The sequence below is a fragment of the Janthinobacterium sp. NKUCC06_STL genome (assembly GCF_019345455.1).
Lineage (GTDB): Bacteria > Pseudomonadota > Gammaproteobacteria > Burkholderiales > Burkholderiaceae_D > Janthinobacterium > Janthinobacterium rivuli.
Map to the genome: position 1 here is coordinate 127,810 of NZ_JAHKQY010000010.1, position 17,127 is coordinate 144,936.

Genomic DNA, 17,127 nt, shown 5'->3' on the forward strand with positions numbered 1-17,127 from the left:
ATGACAAACAGATCACCGCGCTTTCGCGCGGCTAACACCGTCTACAATAAGGACCTCCTATGGACCACGGATCCCAAAACGGCCTTTCACTATTGGCTTATGAAAGACGCGTACGAGGAAGGCCATAACTTCAGCGCCAAGACCATTTCGGTTTACACTTCGATGTGGGCAATCTTCATTTCCCACCTACGGACGATCCGCGGGAAGTGCGTCGTGCTGGCCGATGAAGAAGATATCCTGCACTTCCTGGATCAGGCCCATGTATGCAAGCGAATCGAAGCACGCCGGCGCTATGCGCTGCTGCTACGGCGCGCGTATGCTGCCCTGCAGCAAGCTACCCCGAATTTCGTCAATCCGACCGAGGTGACCTTTCGCCCGGCAACCCCGCCTGCCGACGAAAAGCCGATGCCCTTTCTGCTCCCAGCTGAACGGGCGCGCGTGTTTGACCTGCTGTGCGATACCAGCAACCCGCTGGACCAGGAGAGCCTGGTGCGCATTCGCGCCAAGGCGATGTGTGCGTTGATGCTGGGTGCCGGGTTTAAGCCTGGGCAAGCCAACATAGCCTCAGTTAATTGTGTGGGGCATGGACGCGAGCGGTTTATCGTTGCGCCGCAATGCGGCACCATGACGTCGCACCGGGCCCTGGTACATCCGGCCGCCTGGCCGGCGATTGACCGGTGGTTGGCGTTGAGCGATAGCAAAGGTTTGATGTTTCCCGGCGCACCCTCGGACAAGGAGCATCCGGTCGATTATGCCCGTGCGTTCGTCGGTGCGAAAAAGCTGCTGGCTGACCTGGGGACAATGGCTGGCGGCGAAAGGGTTAGCCCGCAAACTTTACGCAACTCCTATGGCGCCAGCCTGCTTGAGGATGGACTGGGCCTGGAAGCGGTGCGGGAATACATGGGCTACTCTAGGCTGGAGTTTGCCCGGCGCTTCTCACATGCCCACGCGGCATGGTGCCACCGTTCCGGACTGCAGCAAAGCACAGTAAAATCGACATCCAGCAACAATCTGGACAATGCTCCACCACTCTATTCTGAAAGCTGCCACGATGACTCCGATTAATCCAACGGCAGAACAACGTATCGCCGACCTGGAAAGTGCCCTTGGGAAAGCGGTCGACTATTTGCGCTCATTGCCATTGAATCCTTCGAACCACTACGCCGCGGCGGCTGCCGACCAGGTGCTGCGGCAACCTGCCCTCCCGGTACAAATGCTGTCGGGAACGATATTGGCATCGGCCGGCGTGCCACTGCTGCGCGCCACACTGCAAGGCAATCAGCTCGCCCTGCAAACAGCCGATCCAGGCACGGTGCCGGCCGCGTTCCGGGAACAGCATGCAGCGCAGCTGCGCGCGGCACTCATTCGCGGCCTCACCATCGACCTGTCGGGAGTCTAAAGTCCAAGGTGCGATCTGGCACTGGGCTACTTTGCATATGTAGGTCGAACAAGACACCGAAAGTGGAGCAGCAGCAGATCCTGTGCGCGCCGCTAGCGGGGCGCTAGGCTGAACTGCTCAACGAAGGCCGCCAGTGCCTCAATGGTCGGCTCACCCCATAGCTCCTGGGCGTACCAGTTGGTAAACAGCGAACGGGCCAGGACGTTCTCAACGCCGCGGTCCAGATTGACAGCCGTGTTCGTATTCTGATCCTTGAAGCGCTCGAAAATGGCGCTGCGGTCGGCGTTTTCGAGTTCGTTGTACAGGTCATACGCGTCCTGCGCGCGCGCCGCGAGGAATTTTTCCAACACCGTTGTGCCGCTGTCTTTCTTGACGACGTTATTTTTTGCCGCGCTGCTTTTGAGCTGAAGGTTTTTCGCCGCATCAGCTCCCTGCTTCATCGTCCAGCGGAAATAGGCAGCTGGGGAATCCAGTGGGGCACTACTCTTATGATCGATCCGAGCCTGAACGAAGGCCACGGCGCTGCGGATCTTGTCATCGCCATGTTGCGCCATCACATCAGCTGCATCGACCTGAGTCAGGCCGAATCTCATGATGCTGCTCATCAGTTCCAGATCGATGACGGGCGGCGCCGCAAAACCAAGCTGCGGCTGCTTGGTATGCTCGACGCGAAACTGCAGGCGCTCAACGCGCCGCCCCACACGGTGTTCGATCAGCTCGACCTGGATATCCGTGAGTGCATTGATCTCCGCCATCGCGGGACGAATAACATCACGCTTGAAATATTTGTATTGCGGCGGTGGCGCATCCACGGAAACAGGATTACCGGTCAGTGCACCATACCAATGTTCATACGTCTCGATCAACGTGACCTTGGATGGATTAGTAGCATACCGGCGGCAAATTTCATACAGCGCCAGAGACGATCCTGAACGCAGCAAGCCCTGGTAGAAAATGCTGAACCGCGTATAGGTTCCCGGGGCCATGACCAGCTCATGCACTTCCGGCGGAAACGCAAATCCAAACCAGACCTGCCCAGAATGCTTTTTCAAACCCATCGGATTGACCAGCGTGACCGAAGCAACTAGGCGCTCGGACGTCCACTGTCGGTCATTTTCCATCAGCAGCTTGATGTTTTGCATCTCTTCGAGCTGGGCCTTCAGGAACTCGGTGTCTTTGCTATCGTAGGCAGCATCACGCGCCAAATCGGCCAAGCGAATCCAGAAGTATTTTTTTGACGCCGGCGTATCGATCGGCGAATTGACGCCCGTGACCTTCAGCTGCTGGGCGTGATACATCATGACGTTGAACACCTTACGGGTGAGCAAAGACATCTTGCCTTCCCGCACGCGCAGACCGATCGCATCATTCGTCTTGCGAAATTCCATCGATGGTGATGTCAGTTCGCCATTCTTGGCTGCTTTGGGTTTTCTCGTTGCCACGCCGATCCTCTTTCATCGAGAAAGCATGGCTCCACATGCCCATACTCGCCTTTACATGGTGCGAACTATAACGCGAATTGACTCACCTTTGCATGCTCGCACAGGTAATTTCACCAAAAAAAGTGATTTTTTTTTGAAAAATATTTCACCTTAAAACTGGACCACAAACTGCGGACATGCACCGTTGACTAACAAGCTCCCTGTGCAAGCTCACCTGATATCACAGCCACATAAACAGGCATCTGACACCAGAGCCGCATGGCTGGCTGTGTCCAGAACTATTGCATCGACACGCCCACCGAACCAGCAAGCTACCCAGATCTACGCAATTTCGTAGATCACGTCCTTCAGGCTCCCTGTGCAATCTCACCTATCGACGCTGTAGACGCCTCGCAGTGCCCTCAACCACATACCACTCGACCAAGTTGACCTATTTCGCGTAAAAACGGCACCTGAAGACCATAGCACGCCAACACACCGCCACAAATACCCAGCACTACCAAAAGCACTCCCCGTGGAAGCTCCTGCAAGAGACATCTCCAGGCGATACCAAGGCCTCTATCTAACGGCAATGAAATCTACTCCCTGTAAAACCTCCCCAAAAAATTGACAGCCCACTGCTGTAACAACACAAGGCCACCGCTGGCCAGTAGTACCCGGCAAATGAACAGCCTAAACTCATACAGCAATTCACCCGCCTCTACACGAAGCAGCGCCTGATGGGAAAAAGTTATCCACATCTCCCCTTAAACACTGTCCCTGTGAAAGCTCACCTCGATAGCCTTCAGTCACCGTATCCCCTCCCCTTGGTACCCGTACAGTCTCACCATAAAAATATTCACTCCCTGACACGACTCACCGAACTCCCTGTACAGCCTCACCCCTGTCCCCGGCCAAGCTCACCGAATCCCCCGGAAAGCCGCATGAATACTCGGTCTACGGGAGCTTAATTTGTATTTAAGGTTTTAAAAGGGTTCTTTATCAAAAAACCTCTCAAGCAAAAAAATATCCAAATGAAGGTTTAACGCAGAATCCAGTGCCCAAAAATATAAAAAATTTTAGTAAAAAACCAATATTTTTCACTTGCGAAAGGATAATTACATCATTTCATGAAGAAAACCAGTCATGTAATCCAAGAAAACATACTAACTTTACAAGTATATCGTGAGCAATATAACGTCTTCAAAGCAAAATTACCTGATGACAACATCATGATACTGAACAGTTTTCAGCTTATCGAAAGAAGCCATACGCCAGTTTACTATTCAGAAAATGTTTCTTTAACAAATGATAGATCAAAAGCAATCGCCTCGATCATTGTTCCTGTAGAAGCTCACCATAGGAAAATAGCAGAAAAAAATGACCTTCAGGTTAGCAAATAGGCATCGGTATCTACAGAGATGCGCACGTTTCATGTATTTATTAAGCAATTGATTAACATATAAAAAAAGAGACGCAACATATAAACGCAGTCCCTGTAAAAGCTCCTGTTTAGTTACTTTAGATTTCCGATGCAGAATATATTCATGCGTAAGGTTCGTATCCTCATCAACTCCCTAACGCATGCGACACACTGAAGGTGAGGGATTACAGGGAGTATGCATAAATATTTTTTCCAGATATTTCCTATAGGTTGCAATAATGCTACTTGTATACTAGCTAGATACTCATATCATCATGTTTCGAACAAATTTTATGCACGAAAACCAATTCAACAGTGACTCACACGCGTACTTTCTCGTCAAATCCAAGCATGTTAATTGACGTGATTAGATGTCCCTGTAAAAGCTCACTCATTAGCGACGTCAACTCTCAATGCTCCCTGTAAAAGCTCCCCTGTGTATAGGGGGATCAAGAGGCCACTCGTTGACTGATTGAAATACCAACGCATCCGCTGTCGCGGGGTCCCTGTTAAAGCTCACCTATGACACACCTTCATCCTCTCCATGTGGTTGATTAAAATTAAATCAATAAAATTACATCCTATGGACACCGATAGCCCCTTCATACGCCCGGATCTGTAAATTTTTCCTTATGCGACCCCGAAAGTCGCATCCAGGCTTTTGAAAGAGACTATTCCTTTTAACTTGTCGATAGACTTTATTTTCGTCAATCTCCCTTTATTTGGAAAAGTTCGATTGAAAAGTACATTGAAACCCGCTATCATCATTGAAATAATCATCACGACGGGATCCCCATGCGCGCATTTGAAGGTGTAAAGCAGAAACTAGCGATGGAATTGAGCGGCTTCACTGGTACGCCAAAAACGTTTCGCACACGGTATCGTGAACAGGCAGACAACAAGCACAAGCTGTACAGTGCCGCTGAAATCCGTGCTATCCGCTTCGGACTGCTGAATATCCCTCCAGATACCAAACGCCCGTTGACACTGCCACCAGTAATCGACACGCGTATGGCTAAAGGCGGCGTCGGCAAGACCACCATTTGCGGCAACGTCGCCAGCTGCATCGCCTTGTCTGGCTACCGCGTGCTGCTAATTGACGGCGACCCGCAGTCCTCGTTGACAAGTCTGTATGGCATCAATTGGCTCGACGAAGAAATTACGCATATTGGCGAGCTGATGAAACGCACCTCACAGGGGCAGCGCGCACATCCCGAGAAAGCAATCCGTTCGATCTACTCCGATGGCATGCTCGATCTGATCCCAAGCGACATCACCATGGTCGACGAATCCTGGCTGATGGGAGCCATGAACCGGGAGCAGGCCTTTACGCGCCTGTTGGAAGCCGAGATCGAGTTTTTCAGCCAGTACGACGTCATCATCATTGACTCCGCGCCAGGCACTTCGGTACTGGCAACGACATTCATGGTGGCCTGCAAAACGCTGCTGACGGTGGTGACAGCCGAGGGACAGGCCATTGCGGCACTCGACGTGCTGGCATCCAACGTGCAGGAGATCAATGCCGCTTTTGGACGACAAGGGATCCATCTGGACGTCCATATCGTGGTGAACCAGTTCAATACGTCGAAAACACCGCACCAGTATCAGCTCTCGAAACTGCTGCCGAAATTTCCTGGGAAGATCAACGACACCATCATCCGTGATTTTGTCGGTTTCCTGCGTGAATCGGATCCGGACAACATCAGCAGCAATGGCCCGGTACTGGAAAAAGAACCCAACAGCGGGGGCGCACGCGACATCATCGACTTAACCAAGTCACTTATCAAACTATACGGCCTGCGCTTGGCTGGCACGACATTACCAGGGCAGGAAAAATTATGAGCAGAAAACCATTGAAAGTATCCGGCCTGATCCAGTCAGGCCGTCTGGTGCCACAACCCGGTATCACCGCATCGACCGCATTTGATACACCAGCGGATGCCTCAGCGGAGGAGATTGGCCAGGACCTAACTTCCAACGCCCAGCCTGCCAGCACCCCAGCGGCGGTAACGCCGGTCAATGCACTCGGCATGGAAAAACTGATTGATTTGGATTTGCTTGATGACAGCCCATTTCAAACCCGGTTGAAGTATGACCCGGAACGTATCGATGAAATTTCACAGTCGTTCCTGAGCGCCGGACAAAGCACGCCGATTACGGCACGCCAGATGCCTAACGGCCGCTACGAAATCATCAAAGGCCAGACGCGCAAAAAGGCTGCCATCAACATCGGCTGGAAGCAGGCACGCGTCCTGGTTGTCTCGAGAACGGATCGGGAAGCCGAGCTGGACGTCATGGTCGACAACACCGGCGCGCCTCCGACCGAGTATGAAGAAGCACTGATGTTCCGCAAAGCGATGAGCAAGAAATATGCGACCACACAAAAGGCAGTCGCTGCGATGTTCCTGTGTTCTCAGGCCAAGGTCTCCAATGGCCTGGCGATGCTCAACCTGCCTGCCGAAGTACTCAGCCTCCTGGATGAAGAACCCGGATTATTTGGCGCGCATGCGGCAAAAATAATCAATTCGCTGTGGGAGACCTATCCTACCCACCACCACGTCATTTTGAAGGCCATTCAGCGTCTCAAGGAAGGCGCTGACCAGGGATCGATACAAGTGTGGGTCACACAGCAAATCAACGCCGCCAGCCGCCCTCCCCGGGCGCAGAAGCACTTGATTCCTTCTTCCTCAGGTGCACCGCGGTATTTGACGCAGGCGAAGGACCGCGACATCATTGTGCGTATTTCAGACCGATCGATCGATGCGTCGATGGTGCATCAAAAGATTGACGAAATGCTAAGAAAAATGGCTGATGAAGTAACGGAATAATTTAATAAATGCAATTAAATCAATGGCTTACAGTGTATTACTGAGTAATAACTTGATCTGTTATACGTCAAAGGCCTGGGATTCCCCAGGCTTTTTTATTGGAAGTTGATTGCTCATATCAGGATACTCTGGTGGAATATAACGCAGAGAGATCATACTTGACACGTTGTCGATATCCACCCGTCTCAAGAGAACGGCGATAAATCTAATGTTGTTGGCGTAACTGAAGCCAAACATCCAAACGACCACTCGATCACACATATCTTATCCAACCATGACAACCATTGCTTAAAAATGGCTCGTTGCTGCGCTATGCCAGTACCAGTTTCTCTCGATTCAACATCTACAGATTATGCAGCAGAAGCATGGCCAGTTTCAGCCGCATTGGGGAGCGCTGTGGATTGTGACGCAACAACAGCGCATCCAGGATCATCTGCGGGCTCTTTTTGTCTAGGTAAGAAAACTAGCCATGACGCGAATGGTGAGGTTGAACAGGGACCACTCCCCGAGAATGGCTTTATCTAGCGTCTCGCTCCATACCGTACAACATGCCAGGTGCATTTCCATCTCAACACTCTTATTCTAGAAGCATGGGTTTTCATTCAAGGTGAGATGTAGCAGGGAGTCAATTTCATGTCATCGCTATGCATTCCTAATGTAGATTAACTGGTAGACATCATTTTCATGATCAAACATCACTTCTTATCCTTCCTGAAACCGTTGCATGTTAGCCGCCAATGGCTTTCCAGGTGTATTGAGCATTACATGAAGCTGTAGAGGTGCTGTTACGCAGATAACTAGTAAGAACCTGATCTATTTATTCATTAAAGGTGAGCTTTATCAGGGACTATCGAAAGTGGTCCCTGATAAAGCTCCCCCAATACCCGCGTGGGTATCTTGACAGGAAAATCACTTTGGATACGTGGCGGCGATAGTTGGCTGGTATCGTCTTTTGCCAGTTGTTCACGCTGCAGCATTGATTGGCATACAAAAAACGGTTTCTTGAATATTTAGGCCATCGCCGGCATATAGGTTTCTGGGTTGCCAGGGGGCCGCCACAATCTCATCCACCGCCGGTTGAGCAACAGTTTTCGCTAATATACTGGCCGCAAATACTGCAACAATCAGTGCTTAACGCCCCAAAACGGAATGTACATTCAGGACATCGATATGGTATTTCAGACAGGTCTGTCAGTGTTTGACTACCCTACTGTCTGCTATCTGGATCTAATAGATGCGGCGATACGACGGGAGTCGTTCTGACAGTGTGCTGACAACTTGGCGTTAGACTGGGAAGATTCTTTGTCTTTCACCTGGCTAGACGTCAACGGCATCGTGGCTAGTATGGCTTGCGCAGTCTGCTGTCATCTATCCGCTATCAGGTCTTCGCACTCTCTTGTGGTTCTAGCCCACGCGGCACGACAGAAGGCACTCAGGCCACACTGCCACAAGTGACTTGGTGCCACGCTAACCAGATGTTCTTCAACCCTGTTGTGCAAGCTGTTCTGTTGTTTGTTCGAAGGCGTGTCTGCAGACGTACTCTCAGCTCAAGGCATTGCTTTTTTAAAGGGAGCTTCTACGGGGAGCTAAACTCTTGAGGCCAGAAATCGCCATGTCCTTGCATTCACGCTCCGCGATCATGTTTACTTGCTAGGTAGTCCTGCACTTTCGCCATGAGATAGGATAGAGGTATAGAAGTGCATATCACAATTGCCGAAGACTACGATGTTATTTGTTCTTAACTACCCCACCCAGAAGAGCGTAGCTTGAAAGGCGAATAGCCCGAGAATTCAGGTACTGCCTTGCAAGTGTGTGCAAGACCGTGGCCGGGATGCTTCATCCAGTGCCGGCCGATACCAACTTGCAACATTATCGAGGAGAGCGAGGAAGTGAATCTGCTGCCTCAGCCGGAAGGCACGTAAGTGCAAACTGTTACGAATTTTCATGGTGAAGCCACAAAGGACTCAACGTGGTTGTAGTGGTTATGGATAAGCGGTAGCAGCCCTTGATGCCGTGTACACCGAAGCGAGAAGAGAGCCTCATTGCCCGCTGCAGTACGCGGGTCCATAGCTGTTTCCGTTCTATATCCGGTTCGTCGAGCGTCTTCGAGAAACAGGCGTCTTGCAGACCCTGCCGCTGTCACTCGACTTCGGTAGCAAAACCACCGGCCTGGCGCTATGCAGTATCGAAGACACTGTCGACGCCAGCGGCGTGGCCGAACCGTGTATTTCCTGTTCGAGCTGGTACAGCAGTGTTACTGCCATCCGTGGTGCCCTGCTCGGCCCGTGCAGCCGCGCGGCGCTGGCGCCGGAACAATCTTCGCTATCGCACACAGCAGTTCAACAACCGCAGCTGACCGACGGACTGGCAGCAGCCATCCATCGATACGACCATTGCATGCGTTGCCCGGCTACGCCGCCTCGCAACGGTCGCGCACCTGGCCCAGGAATTGGTATGCTTCGACATGCAACTGCTGCAGAATACGGACATCAGCGGCGTCGGCTATTAGCAGGGTATGCTTGCCGACTACGAAGTGCACGAGTACCTGCATGGAAAATTTGGGCACACCTCTGCCTATTGAGATACCACCGTCGTCCCGCTGCAGATAGAACACATTCATGCACGCCGCCGGCGCCTCGAACCATGTGAGCAACCTGACACTAGCGTGCAGACTCTGGTCCAGTAACAAGGCTGCGCAGAACATCCGGGACATCTTGGCGAATACCCCGGCGAGGCTGACACGCATCCTGCACCAGGTGAGAATGCCGCTGCGCAATGCGGCCGCCGTTATGCCACGCGCGTGCTGCTGGCGACACCTAAAAGACCGCTCTTTCGATTCAGACGGGAACCGGCGGGCGCACGAAGTGGAACCGCAGCCGGCTCGGCCTGGTCAAGACGTATGCGCTGGACGCTGCCTGTGTGGGCACGGCACCCACTTGCCAATCCTGCGCGTCACCTGAACCGTGCCGTGTTCGCTCTGCAAGACCCTGCGCCACCGGTTCGGCTTCCAGCACGCTTGACTGAGGCGGAACAAGAGCGTATCTGGTTTTCGCACTGGCGACATGGTGATGGCGATGGTGCGGTCCGGCAAGGGCCAGGGTGTGCACAAAGGCCGCATCCCCATCCGTATGACGGGCAATTTCAACATTCAGTCGGGCCTTGCTGGTGCCGCGACTTTGTAAGGCATCGGGCACGACATTGCCGACTGCTGAAGCGTACCGACGGTGACGGTTCTGTGTGGCAAACGATACTTTCCCCACAACCGGTGACAGAGGCTGCGATCACTCAACGGTCCGTTCCTTCAATATTACTCAGTAATACTGCCTAACACATTGATTTTATTGAAGTTCCCGAAGAAATTGCGTAGTAGGTCATCAGAACAGTGATCGCTGCCGGATAGCGGCCACTGTTAAGAAGCCAGCCTCTCCTGACCTACAGCATCGGGACAGCGGTAGGTGAAATCGAGTTATCCGATCACAAATGTCGCGGTGTAGGTATGGACCTTTTATACAATCAATCTCTGGTAATGCAAGGTACCCCGCGATGTGACTTTGATCTGTTGCACGCAAAACCTCGCCTTTCAGGGCAGGTTAAGAATATTGGCTGCGAAGATATCTGGATTGGCATGGCTAGTTCCTGGTCTGCGGTTGCTCGATGTGCTGACGGATAACGGCGGCAAAGTGTGAAGGCGGCTATAGTGAGCCATCCGATTGTATCTTACGGATCGGAAGACGAGGACGTCATTCCTTTGCGTCGATTGCGGTTACCCAAATTAATTGAGCGCGATCAATGTTTTTTAAAGTGAGGACAGCGCTTGTTAGCTTGGGGGGAGATGGCGCAATCAGCTCACTCGCGAGGCGGGTCCCAGTGACGCACCCCGGAAATCATTGTGCAGCGCTGTAGGAATTCCTGTTCTTTAGGGGGGATATCAACGTTCAAAGGCACTCTGCCTTGTAACATACAACCAGGAGGCATGCTTCCTCAATAAGACGCGGACGGGCATTCCATACTGCCACGCGGGGTAGTCCCGTGACCCATGGCCTACCTCCACTTGTAATCTCTGGTCTGGTTTATCGCTACTCCGTTTCAATAAAATCTTTATTAAATCAAAGAGTTAGCCGGTATTACTGAGTAATATCAGGGATGGCTGTATTTCAGCGTGTCAATGTGCCATTGAGACGGTGGATGATTTTGCTTGTCTTGAAAATCTACCTCAGGAACGTCAACCGGCAACAAGGAAAAGCCATTTATCTGGATTGGCCGGCGGCGTCTTGAGGGGGGCTTGGAAGGCGAGCTGGTGCCAATCAAATATCATTTCTAGAAAAGAGTGACGTGGTTGGGGCTGTAGTCAAACAGGCTAAACAGCCGGGTTATACGGCTGGAGCATTCGACGTTGGCTCATCCTTCTCACACGCCAATCCTTCCAGGTGAAAAACAATGCACGACAAGCAGAAACAAACCACGCTCGTCCAACTGTAGCATAACGCTAGCAGTGCTTGGCATAGACATGAGATGCTCAGAAGTGCTATCAATGCAGCCTAACCTCATCGCCGAGTATGTAGTTGACTACTGCGCTGACAGAAACCCGGCAACTGGTGTCGTCTGCTGATCATGTAGGGTTGTGGTAAATGATTGCGACCGGGCTTTGACCAGGAGCGATGTGCATGCACCACCGCAAGCCAAGCCTTAGAGGGTGTAGACAAAATCAACAAGGAAGTTAAGTCATGCTATCTCGATGTGGGAAGAGCATTCCATGGCAACGACACATCCACAAGACGGCTCTGAACCGTCAAGCAGTGCTGGCGGCAGACCGCCAGCGTTCAAACCTGAGCATATCGCAGTTTTGCACGATATCGTCATAGAACGCGCCCCGGCCCGCTTGCAGGAAATCGCCGACGAACTGCATCACCGCTGCGCTCTACGCGTGTGCGCAGCAACGATTCGTCGTGCCCTACGCGTGTTAGGCGTCGTACGGCGCAAGCAACTACGCGGTACGGACGCCGTGCGAGCCGAGGGAGTCAAGCGATATGGCTACACGGCGGCCCACAGGCGGGAGGCCATCTGTCCGTACAGCACGAACCAGACAGATGCCGAATGGGAGCTGGTTGCTGATTTGTTCGAGGGTATACCTGGACAGCGAGGCACGCCCGTGCATTACAACCGCCGCGATCTTGTCAACGCGTGCTTGCTCTTACGTGCTGCGCACAGGTTGTGCCTGGCGGCTGTTACCCGAAAGTCGTTTCCCCCTAGCAGGCAGTCTACAAGGCGTTTTCGCGCTGGGTGGACGCCGGTGTATTCGAACAGATGCAAGTCCGGCTGCGCGAACAATGGCGGGTACGTATGGGACGCGCAAGTACGCCAAGCGCGGTGGTCATTCATGCACAGTCCACCCGAATCTCGCCGCAAGGTGGCGCAAGCGGATTTGATGCAGGCAAGAAGGTCAAGGGCCGCAAGCGTCATCTCGTCGTCGATACGATGGGGCTGGTCATCGCAGTGTCGGTGTCGGTCACCGCCGCGAGCGTGCAAGACCGGGATGCGGCGGCAGCCGTGGTGACGCAAGCGTGCAGCATGAGCCCTCACCAGGACAAGCTCTATACCGACCGCGCCTATGGCGGGAAATGTGCACTTGCCATCGAGCAGGCGCACCATATTCGCGTTGCAGTGGTTCGTCATCCAGGCAATGGCACGACCGGAACGCTGTACGATGCCGAGACTACCCCTGAATTCTCAGCCTTGGAAAAGCTCGCCGATTGGCAATGGCAACTACCTCGGGATCGGGGCGCAGGGCGTCGATGGATATTGGATCGACTGCATTTTCGGTATCTGCAGGGACGCGAATTGGATGCTTCCGGTGTACATATTGGGACCTAGCTCGGTCCTCCAAATGAATCGGATAGGTGTTTCAAGTGATAGTGGCACAGGGGACCTGTTGAAATATTCAAACATGGAACGCTTGACGTCGCCGCGCGCTTGCAGCCCATCATTATTGGCGGCTGGTGACGCCAGAACGACCGAAGCGCGTGGCGGCCGCAATCTCAAAAACGGTTGCGACGTCGACCAGCCGGCCGGTGCCGTTGCCGCGCAGTCAGCGGCTGACGATCATTCCGCCGCGCCCGATGAAGGCCTGGCCGCTGGCCAGCCTCTCGGGCGGGGCCCGCCCAAGGCTCATGCGCAACATTTATCCACGGCCCTGGCAAACTGGCCGGTGGGCGAGGGCGCGCCACTAGCAGCAGGCGCGCGCGGCACCTCGATGCGACGCGAGTATCCACCGGCGGGGCAGCGTACCGCTGGAACACTCTGGTGTCGCCAGCATGCCCACGGCGGGCGCAATCACAAGAACGGTTCGCCGTCACCAGCTGGCCGCTGCCGTGGTGGCGCCGGCAGTGGCCACGTGCTGTGGCTGGCGATCGACCGTGCGCGTGCGGTAACGGCCTGGCCGCTTGCCATTCTCCCGGACTGGGTTCGCTCAAGGTGCATACGCCCCACGTCACTGGTCAGCTAGCTGGTAAGTGATGGAGCGCACCTAGTGCGCCCTTCCAGCAGCGCTTGCATTCGCATTAGGTTCGCCGTCTGTCGATCGGCATGCTGTACCAGCGGTGCCAAGAGCCTTTCAGTGAATTTCAATTTTGGAGAATAAATTCCTGTGTTTTGAGATTCCACAATGCTTGAGGGACATAGTGTGCCTAAAAGTGCCCCATGGGGGCGGGAACAAATTTAGTCACAATATTGTAGGCGAATAATAAAGTCTGACACTAACGGGCTATACGAATCAATGACTTATGAGAACCATCTCTCGATAGGTGAATAATACAGTTTGACACTTCCTTCAGAAATCAGTGATTTCCTTCCTTCATACCGCGTCTGAAAACAATAGAGTTTGCCACTAAATCACCAGCAAACCCGCATTGTGCCGTGGCGCGAACCGGAAACCGCACCAACATGGTGCGGTTTGGTGTCAAACTCTATTGTTTAGTGTCAAACTTTATTGTTTGACCACATCAACCCGATACCTTTACATCAGTTTTTCGGCCGCATAGTATTTGAAGTCGATGGCTTTGATTCGTTTACTTAATCGCTGCTAAGTAAACTAGATGATATTTACAGGTAGCTTTATACCGGTTAAACTACCTGTCACGCGGCGCCCTGGCGCCCACCCTGAGTCCGCCCAGTACCGGCGGCGCCCGCCGCCGGTACCGCCACTGGCCCCACACCTCGACGCGGGAGCGCATGATGTTGTCCGATGTTCCTTTGCAGTTCTTGCCGCTGGCGCACGTTGGCTGTGCTACGCCGCAGGCTGGCGTGCAGGCCAGCGGCGGGCCGTTGCACTACCGCGTCTGGCATGGGGGCAGGCCATGAGCCGCCCGCCCTTCAGCCTGGCCGATGACGAGGCGCGCGCCTTGCTGGCCTTGCTGCCTGCCATCGTGACGCGCCACGCCAATGACCTGCGCAACCACCGTCCGTTCGTGCGCGATTTCGTCGAGGCAGTGCACAGCGCCACTGGCCGCACCTATGGTCCGGATGTGTACCGGCGCCTGCTGGCGGCCTATGCGCCGGAGCGCCGACCGTCGACCACCACCTTGGCTGCCGAAAAGACCGCCCTGGAACAGCGCCTGGCTCTGGTTCCCCCCGATGCCGCAGTCACTGGCCAGGCAGGGGAGGGCGGTGCATCGCTGGTCGAGCTGTTGCGCCAGGTAGTGAAGGAGGCGCTGGCCGGCAGCGGGCGTGACCAGGATGGCACCGAGGCGCTGCTGCAGCAGCACCGTGCGCATGCCGATTACCTGCGCGAGCGGCTGGAGCGTACCGAAGCGGAGCTGGCCATCGCGCGCGAAACGGCCGCCCGCCTGGCAGCGCAGTTACAAGTGGTGCAGAGCCAGGCTGCCTTGTACCAGGAGCAGCTCGCGCTGGCTCAGGCTGCGGCCGCCAAGCAGGCGCAGGCGAACGAACAGCTGCCCCAGGCACTGCAGGACATGCGCCAGTTTGCTCTGCGGGCGATGGATGAGGTGCGCGGCGAGACGCGCGCGGTCAAGGAGAACAATGCCTATCTGGTGCAGCAACTGAAGGATCAGGAGGCGACGCTGGAGACGTTCCGTCAGATCGCCTACCGGCATGGCGCGCCGATTCCCGGCCAGCGGAATGGCGGGCCCGTCCGATGAGCGATTTGACCAGCTATGGATCGCAGGACGCGCTGGCGAGTACGGCGCCGCCTGCGCACCTGTTCGGCGCGGTCAGCGACGACTGGGTAGCAGCGGAGATCTGGCTAGGCGAAGTGGCCGATAACAGCCGCAACAGTTCCCGCGAGACGCTGGCGACGTACCGTTTTCACCTGGCCAAGCTGCGCTGGTACTGCGAGCAGATCGCCCATCTGCCGCCGTCGCGCTGGACGATTCCCGACGTCAAGGCCTTTCGGAACTTTTTAAGCGCGCTGCCGGCGCGGGCCATCTCGGCGCGAGGTGCGCGCGCCGGCGACACGGGCTACACACCGTTCCGCATGCAGCCGTCGCCGAGCAGCCAGGCCGACATCATGCGTTTTGCGCGCGCGATGTTCACGGCTTTCCATGGTACCGGCTACCTGCGCGTTAACCCCATGATACTGACCCGGACACCGAAGCCGCGCCGGCCGGACACCAGCCGGTCGATTGCCCCCGACATCTATGAACGGGTACTGGGCGTGATGGAGCGCCAGCGGGACGAGGGGCAGGTGGCGTATCAGCGGCACCTGCGCGACCGTTTTGTCCTGGTCTTCCTGCGCGAAACGGGGCTGCGCGCGTCGGAACTGGTGGGCGCCAGCATGGGGGCCGTGTATGCGCTGAGCGATCCGGAAGCCGGTAAAACCTACTGGGTGGTGCGCGTCGACGAGGAGGATGCCAAAGGTGGCAATGAGCGTTCGATCCCACTCACGCGCGTGGCGATGGATGCGCTGATCGCCTACCGGATGGGTTTTGGGCTGCCGGCGTTGCCCGCTCCGAATGAAGTGCAGCCCATGGTGCTGTCGCCGCGTACCCGGCCGCTGTCAATCAACGCGCGCCCCGTCAAGGGCGCGGCCGACCGGCGCTTCTTTGGCGCCTGGGGCAGCGTCACGACGCGGCAGGGGCTCTACAAGATCGTCAAGGGCCGGATCACGAATGCGGCGCAGGTGCTGAAGCGCGACGGCATGCATGACGCCGCCGCCGAGCTGCTGAAGGCGTCGCCGCACTGGCTGCGGCACACCTTCGCCAAGGCAACCTTGTTGCATGGGCATAGTGTGGTGGACGTCGCCGCAGCCTTGGGCCACGCCAGCGTCGACACCACCATGATCTACACGGAGCAGGGCGCGTTGGATCAAATCAGGGCGTGGGAGCGGCGCCGGCCGGGAGTATTGGCCGAGGTTGACGCAGTGCCCATACCGGCGGGCGCCGGCTAGTCTTCGAGCCTGCGACGGCGGAAGTATGTCTGCTAGACGGCAGGGATTGCCTGTGCGTCGCTGGTCACTAGATGGCGCGGTGTACTGTCCATTGTTTCGCCAACTGACGGATAGGGCATATGATTTTCTTTGCGGGTACTTCGGATGTGGCTACTTCTTCCACTGCTTGTAGCACAACGGGAATAGGTGTCTCATCCAGCAATGCCACCAGGTGAGGCTGGTATTCTTCTGGCGCCAGGTCGGAACGCAGCATCCATGCAAGTTGGTCTGGAGTGACAACGAGGCGATAGCTGGTACTGATACGGCGTGCGGCGACGCTTAGGGCGCTTGTCAGGCTGGGCGAATGACTTACCTCCATCTCGATGCCGAGTATCTCCATCACTGCTACAAGCCTGGTAAGTCCAAGGTCATTCAAAGTACCATTTTCCAGCTGGCTGATGGTCGCGCGCGACAGTCCGTACAACCTGGCTAGCTGGGATTGCGGCAGGCCTGCATGGATACGCTACTTACGAATTTCTTCACCGATTTGGGCTAAGCTCATCATCAACTCCGCCATTCTTTGTCGCGCGTTAATCTAGATCGTTCTACGATAAAAGCATGGTGGACGGTGTGGTTTCCTGTTCGCAATGTTCCAGGCTCCGCTATCCCTCGATTGG

General features: G+C 54.9%; 11 protein-coding genes. 9 read left to right on the plus strand and 2 right to left on the minus strand.

All coding sequences use genetic code 11. The annotated features are described in order from the left end of the window. Positions 1-99: 99 nt before the first annotated feature. Both KO539_RS24730 and KO539_RS24735 read left to right on the plus strand, forming a co-directional pair. On the plus strand, positions 100-1,065 hold the full coding sequence (locus KO539_RS24730; protein WP_219312443.1) for a tyrosine-type recombinase/integrase: 966 nt from the start codon (positions 100-102) through the stop codon (positions 1,063-1,065). Next, positions 1,052-1,399, plus strand: coding sequence for a hypothetical protein (locus tag KO539_RS24735; protein WP_219312445.1), 348 nt, complete (start codon positions 1,052-1,054; stop codon positions 1,397-1,399). Before KO539_RS24730 ends, KO539_RS24735 begins: the two co-directional genes overlap by 14 nt. Positions 1,400-1,491: 92 nt before the next feature. Here KO539_RS24735 and KO539_RS24740 read toward each other — a convergent pair whose 3' ends face one another. Then, the gene (locus KO539_RS24740) at positions 1,492-2,841 is read right to left on the minus strand and encodes a replication initiation protein (RefSeq protein ID WP_219312447.1); all 1,350 of its coding nucleotides are present in this window, start codon (positions 2,839-2,841) and stop codon (positions 1,492-1,494) included. A 1,109-nt stretch (positions 2,842-3,950) separates the two neighbouring features. Between KO539_RS24740 and KO539_RS24745 the strand changes: the two genes are divergently transcribed. The 7 genes from KO539_RS24745 to KO539_RS24775 all read left to right on the plus strand — a co-directional run bounded on the left by KO539_RS24745 (position 3,951) and on the right by KO539_RS24775 (position 16,471). Continuing rightward, entirely contained in the window at positions 3,951-4,223 is a 273-nt protein-coding gene (locus KO539_RS24745) for a hypothetical protein (RefSeq protein ID WP_219312449.1), read from the plus strand. 815 nt (positions 4,224-5,038) lie between these two features. Next, a complete protein-coding gene (locus KO539_RS24750; RefSeq protein ID WP_219312451.1) occupies positions 5,039-6,085 on the plus strand; it encodes a ParA family protein in 1,047 nt (348 codons plus the stop codon). Then, positions 6,082-7,071 (plus strand): ParB/RepB/Spo0J family partition protein, encoded by a 990-nt coding sequence (locus KO539_RS24755; protein WP_219312452.1) that lies wholly within the window; start codon positions 6,082-6,084, stop codon positions 7,069-7,071. The genes KO539_RS24750 and KO539_RS24755 overlap by 4 nt, the downstream gene beginning before the upstream one ends. Positions 7,072-9,508: 2,437 nt before the next feature. Then, positions 9,509-9,580: a hypothetical protein gene (locus KO539_RS30765; protein WP_374106491.1), complete on the plus strand. Its 72-nt coding sequence runs from the start codon at positions 9,509-9,511 to the stop codon at positions 9,578-9,580. A 2,771-nt stretch (positions 9,581-12,351) separates the two neighbouring features. Continuing rightward, positions 12,352-12,942, plus strand: coding sequence for a transposase (locus tag KO539_RS24765; RefSeq protein WP_219312454.1), 591 nt, complete (start codon positions 12,352-12,354; stop codon positions 12,940-12,942). A gap of 1,481 nt (positions 12,943-14,423) precedes the next feature. Beyond that, positions 14,424-15,224, plus strand: a complete 801-nt coding sequence (locus tag KO539_RS24770) for a hypothetical protein (RefSeq protein WP_219312456.1) — start codon at positions 14,424-14,426, stop codon at positions 15,222-15,224. Beyond that, positions 15,221-16,471: a tyrosine-type recombinase/integrase gene (locus KO539_RS24775; RefSeq protein ID WP_219312458.1), complete on the plus strand. Its 1,251-nt coding sequence runs from the start codon at positions 15,221-15,223 to the stop codon at positions 16,469-16,471. The genes KO539_RS24770 and KO539_RS24775 overlap by 4 nt, the downstream gene beginning before the upstream one ends. Positions 16,472-16,538: 67 nt before the next feature. Here KO539_RS24775 and KO539_RS24780 read toward each other — a convergent pair whose 3' ends face one another. Continuing rightward, positions 16,539-16,970, minus strand: coding sequence for a helix-turn-helix domain-containing protein (locus KO539_RS24780; protein WP_374106492.1), 432 nt, complete (start codon positions 16,968-16,970; stop codon positions 16,539-16,541). Positions 16,971-17,127: the final 157 nt, after the last annotated feature.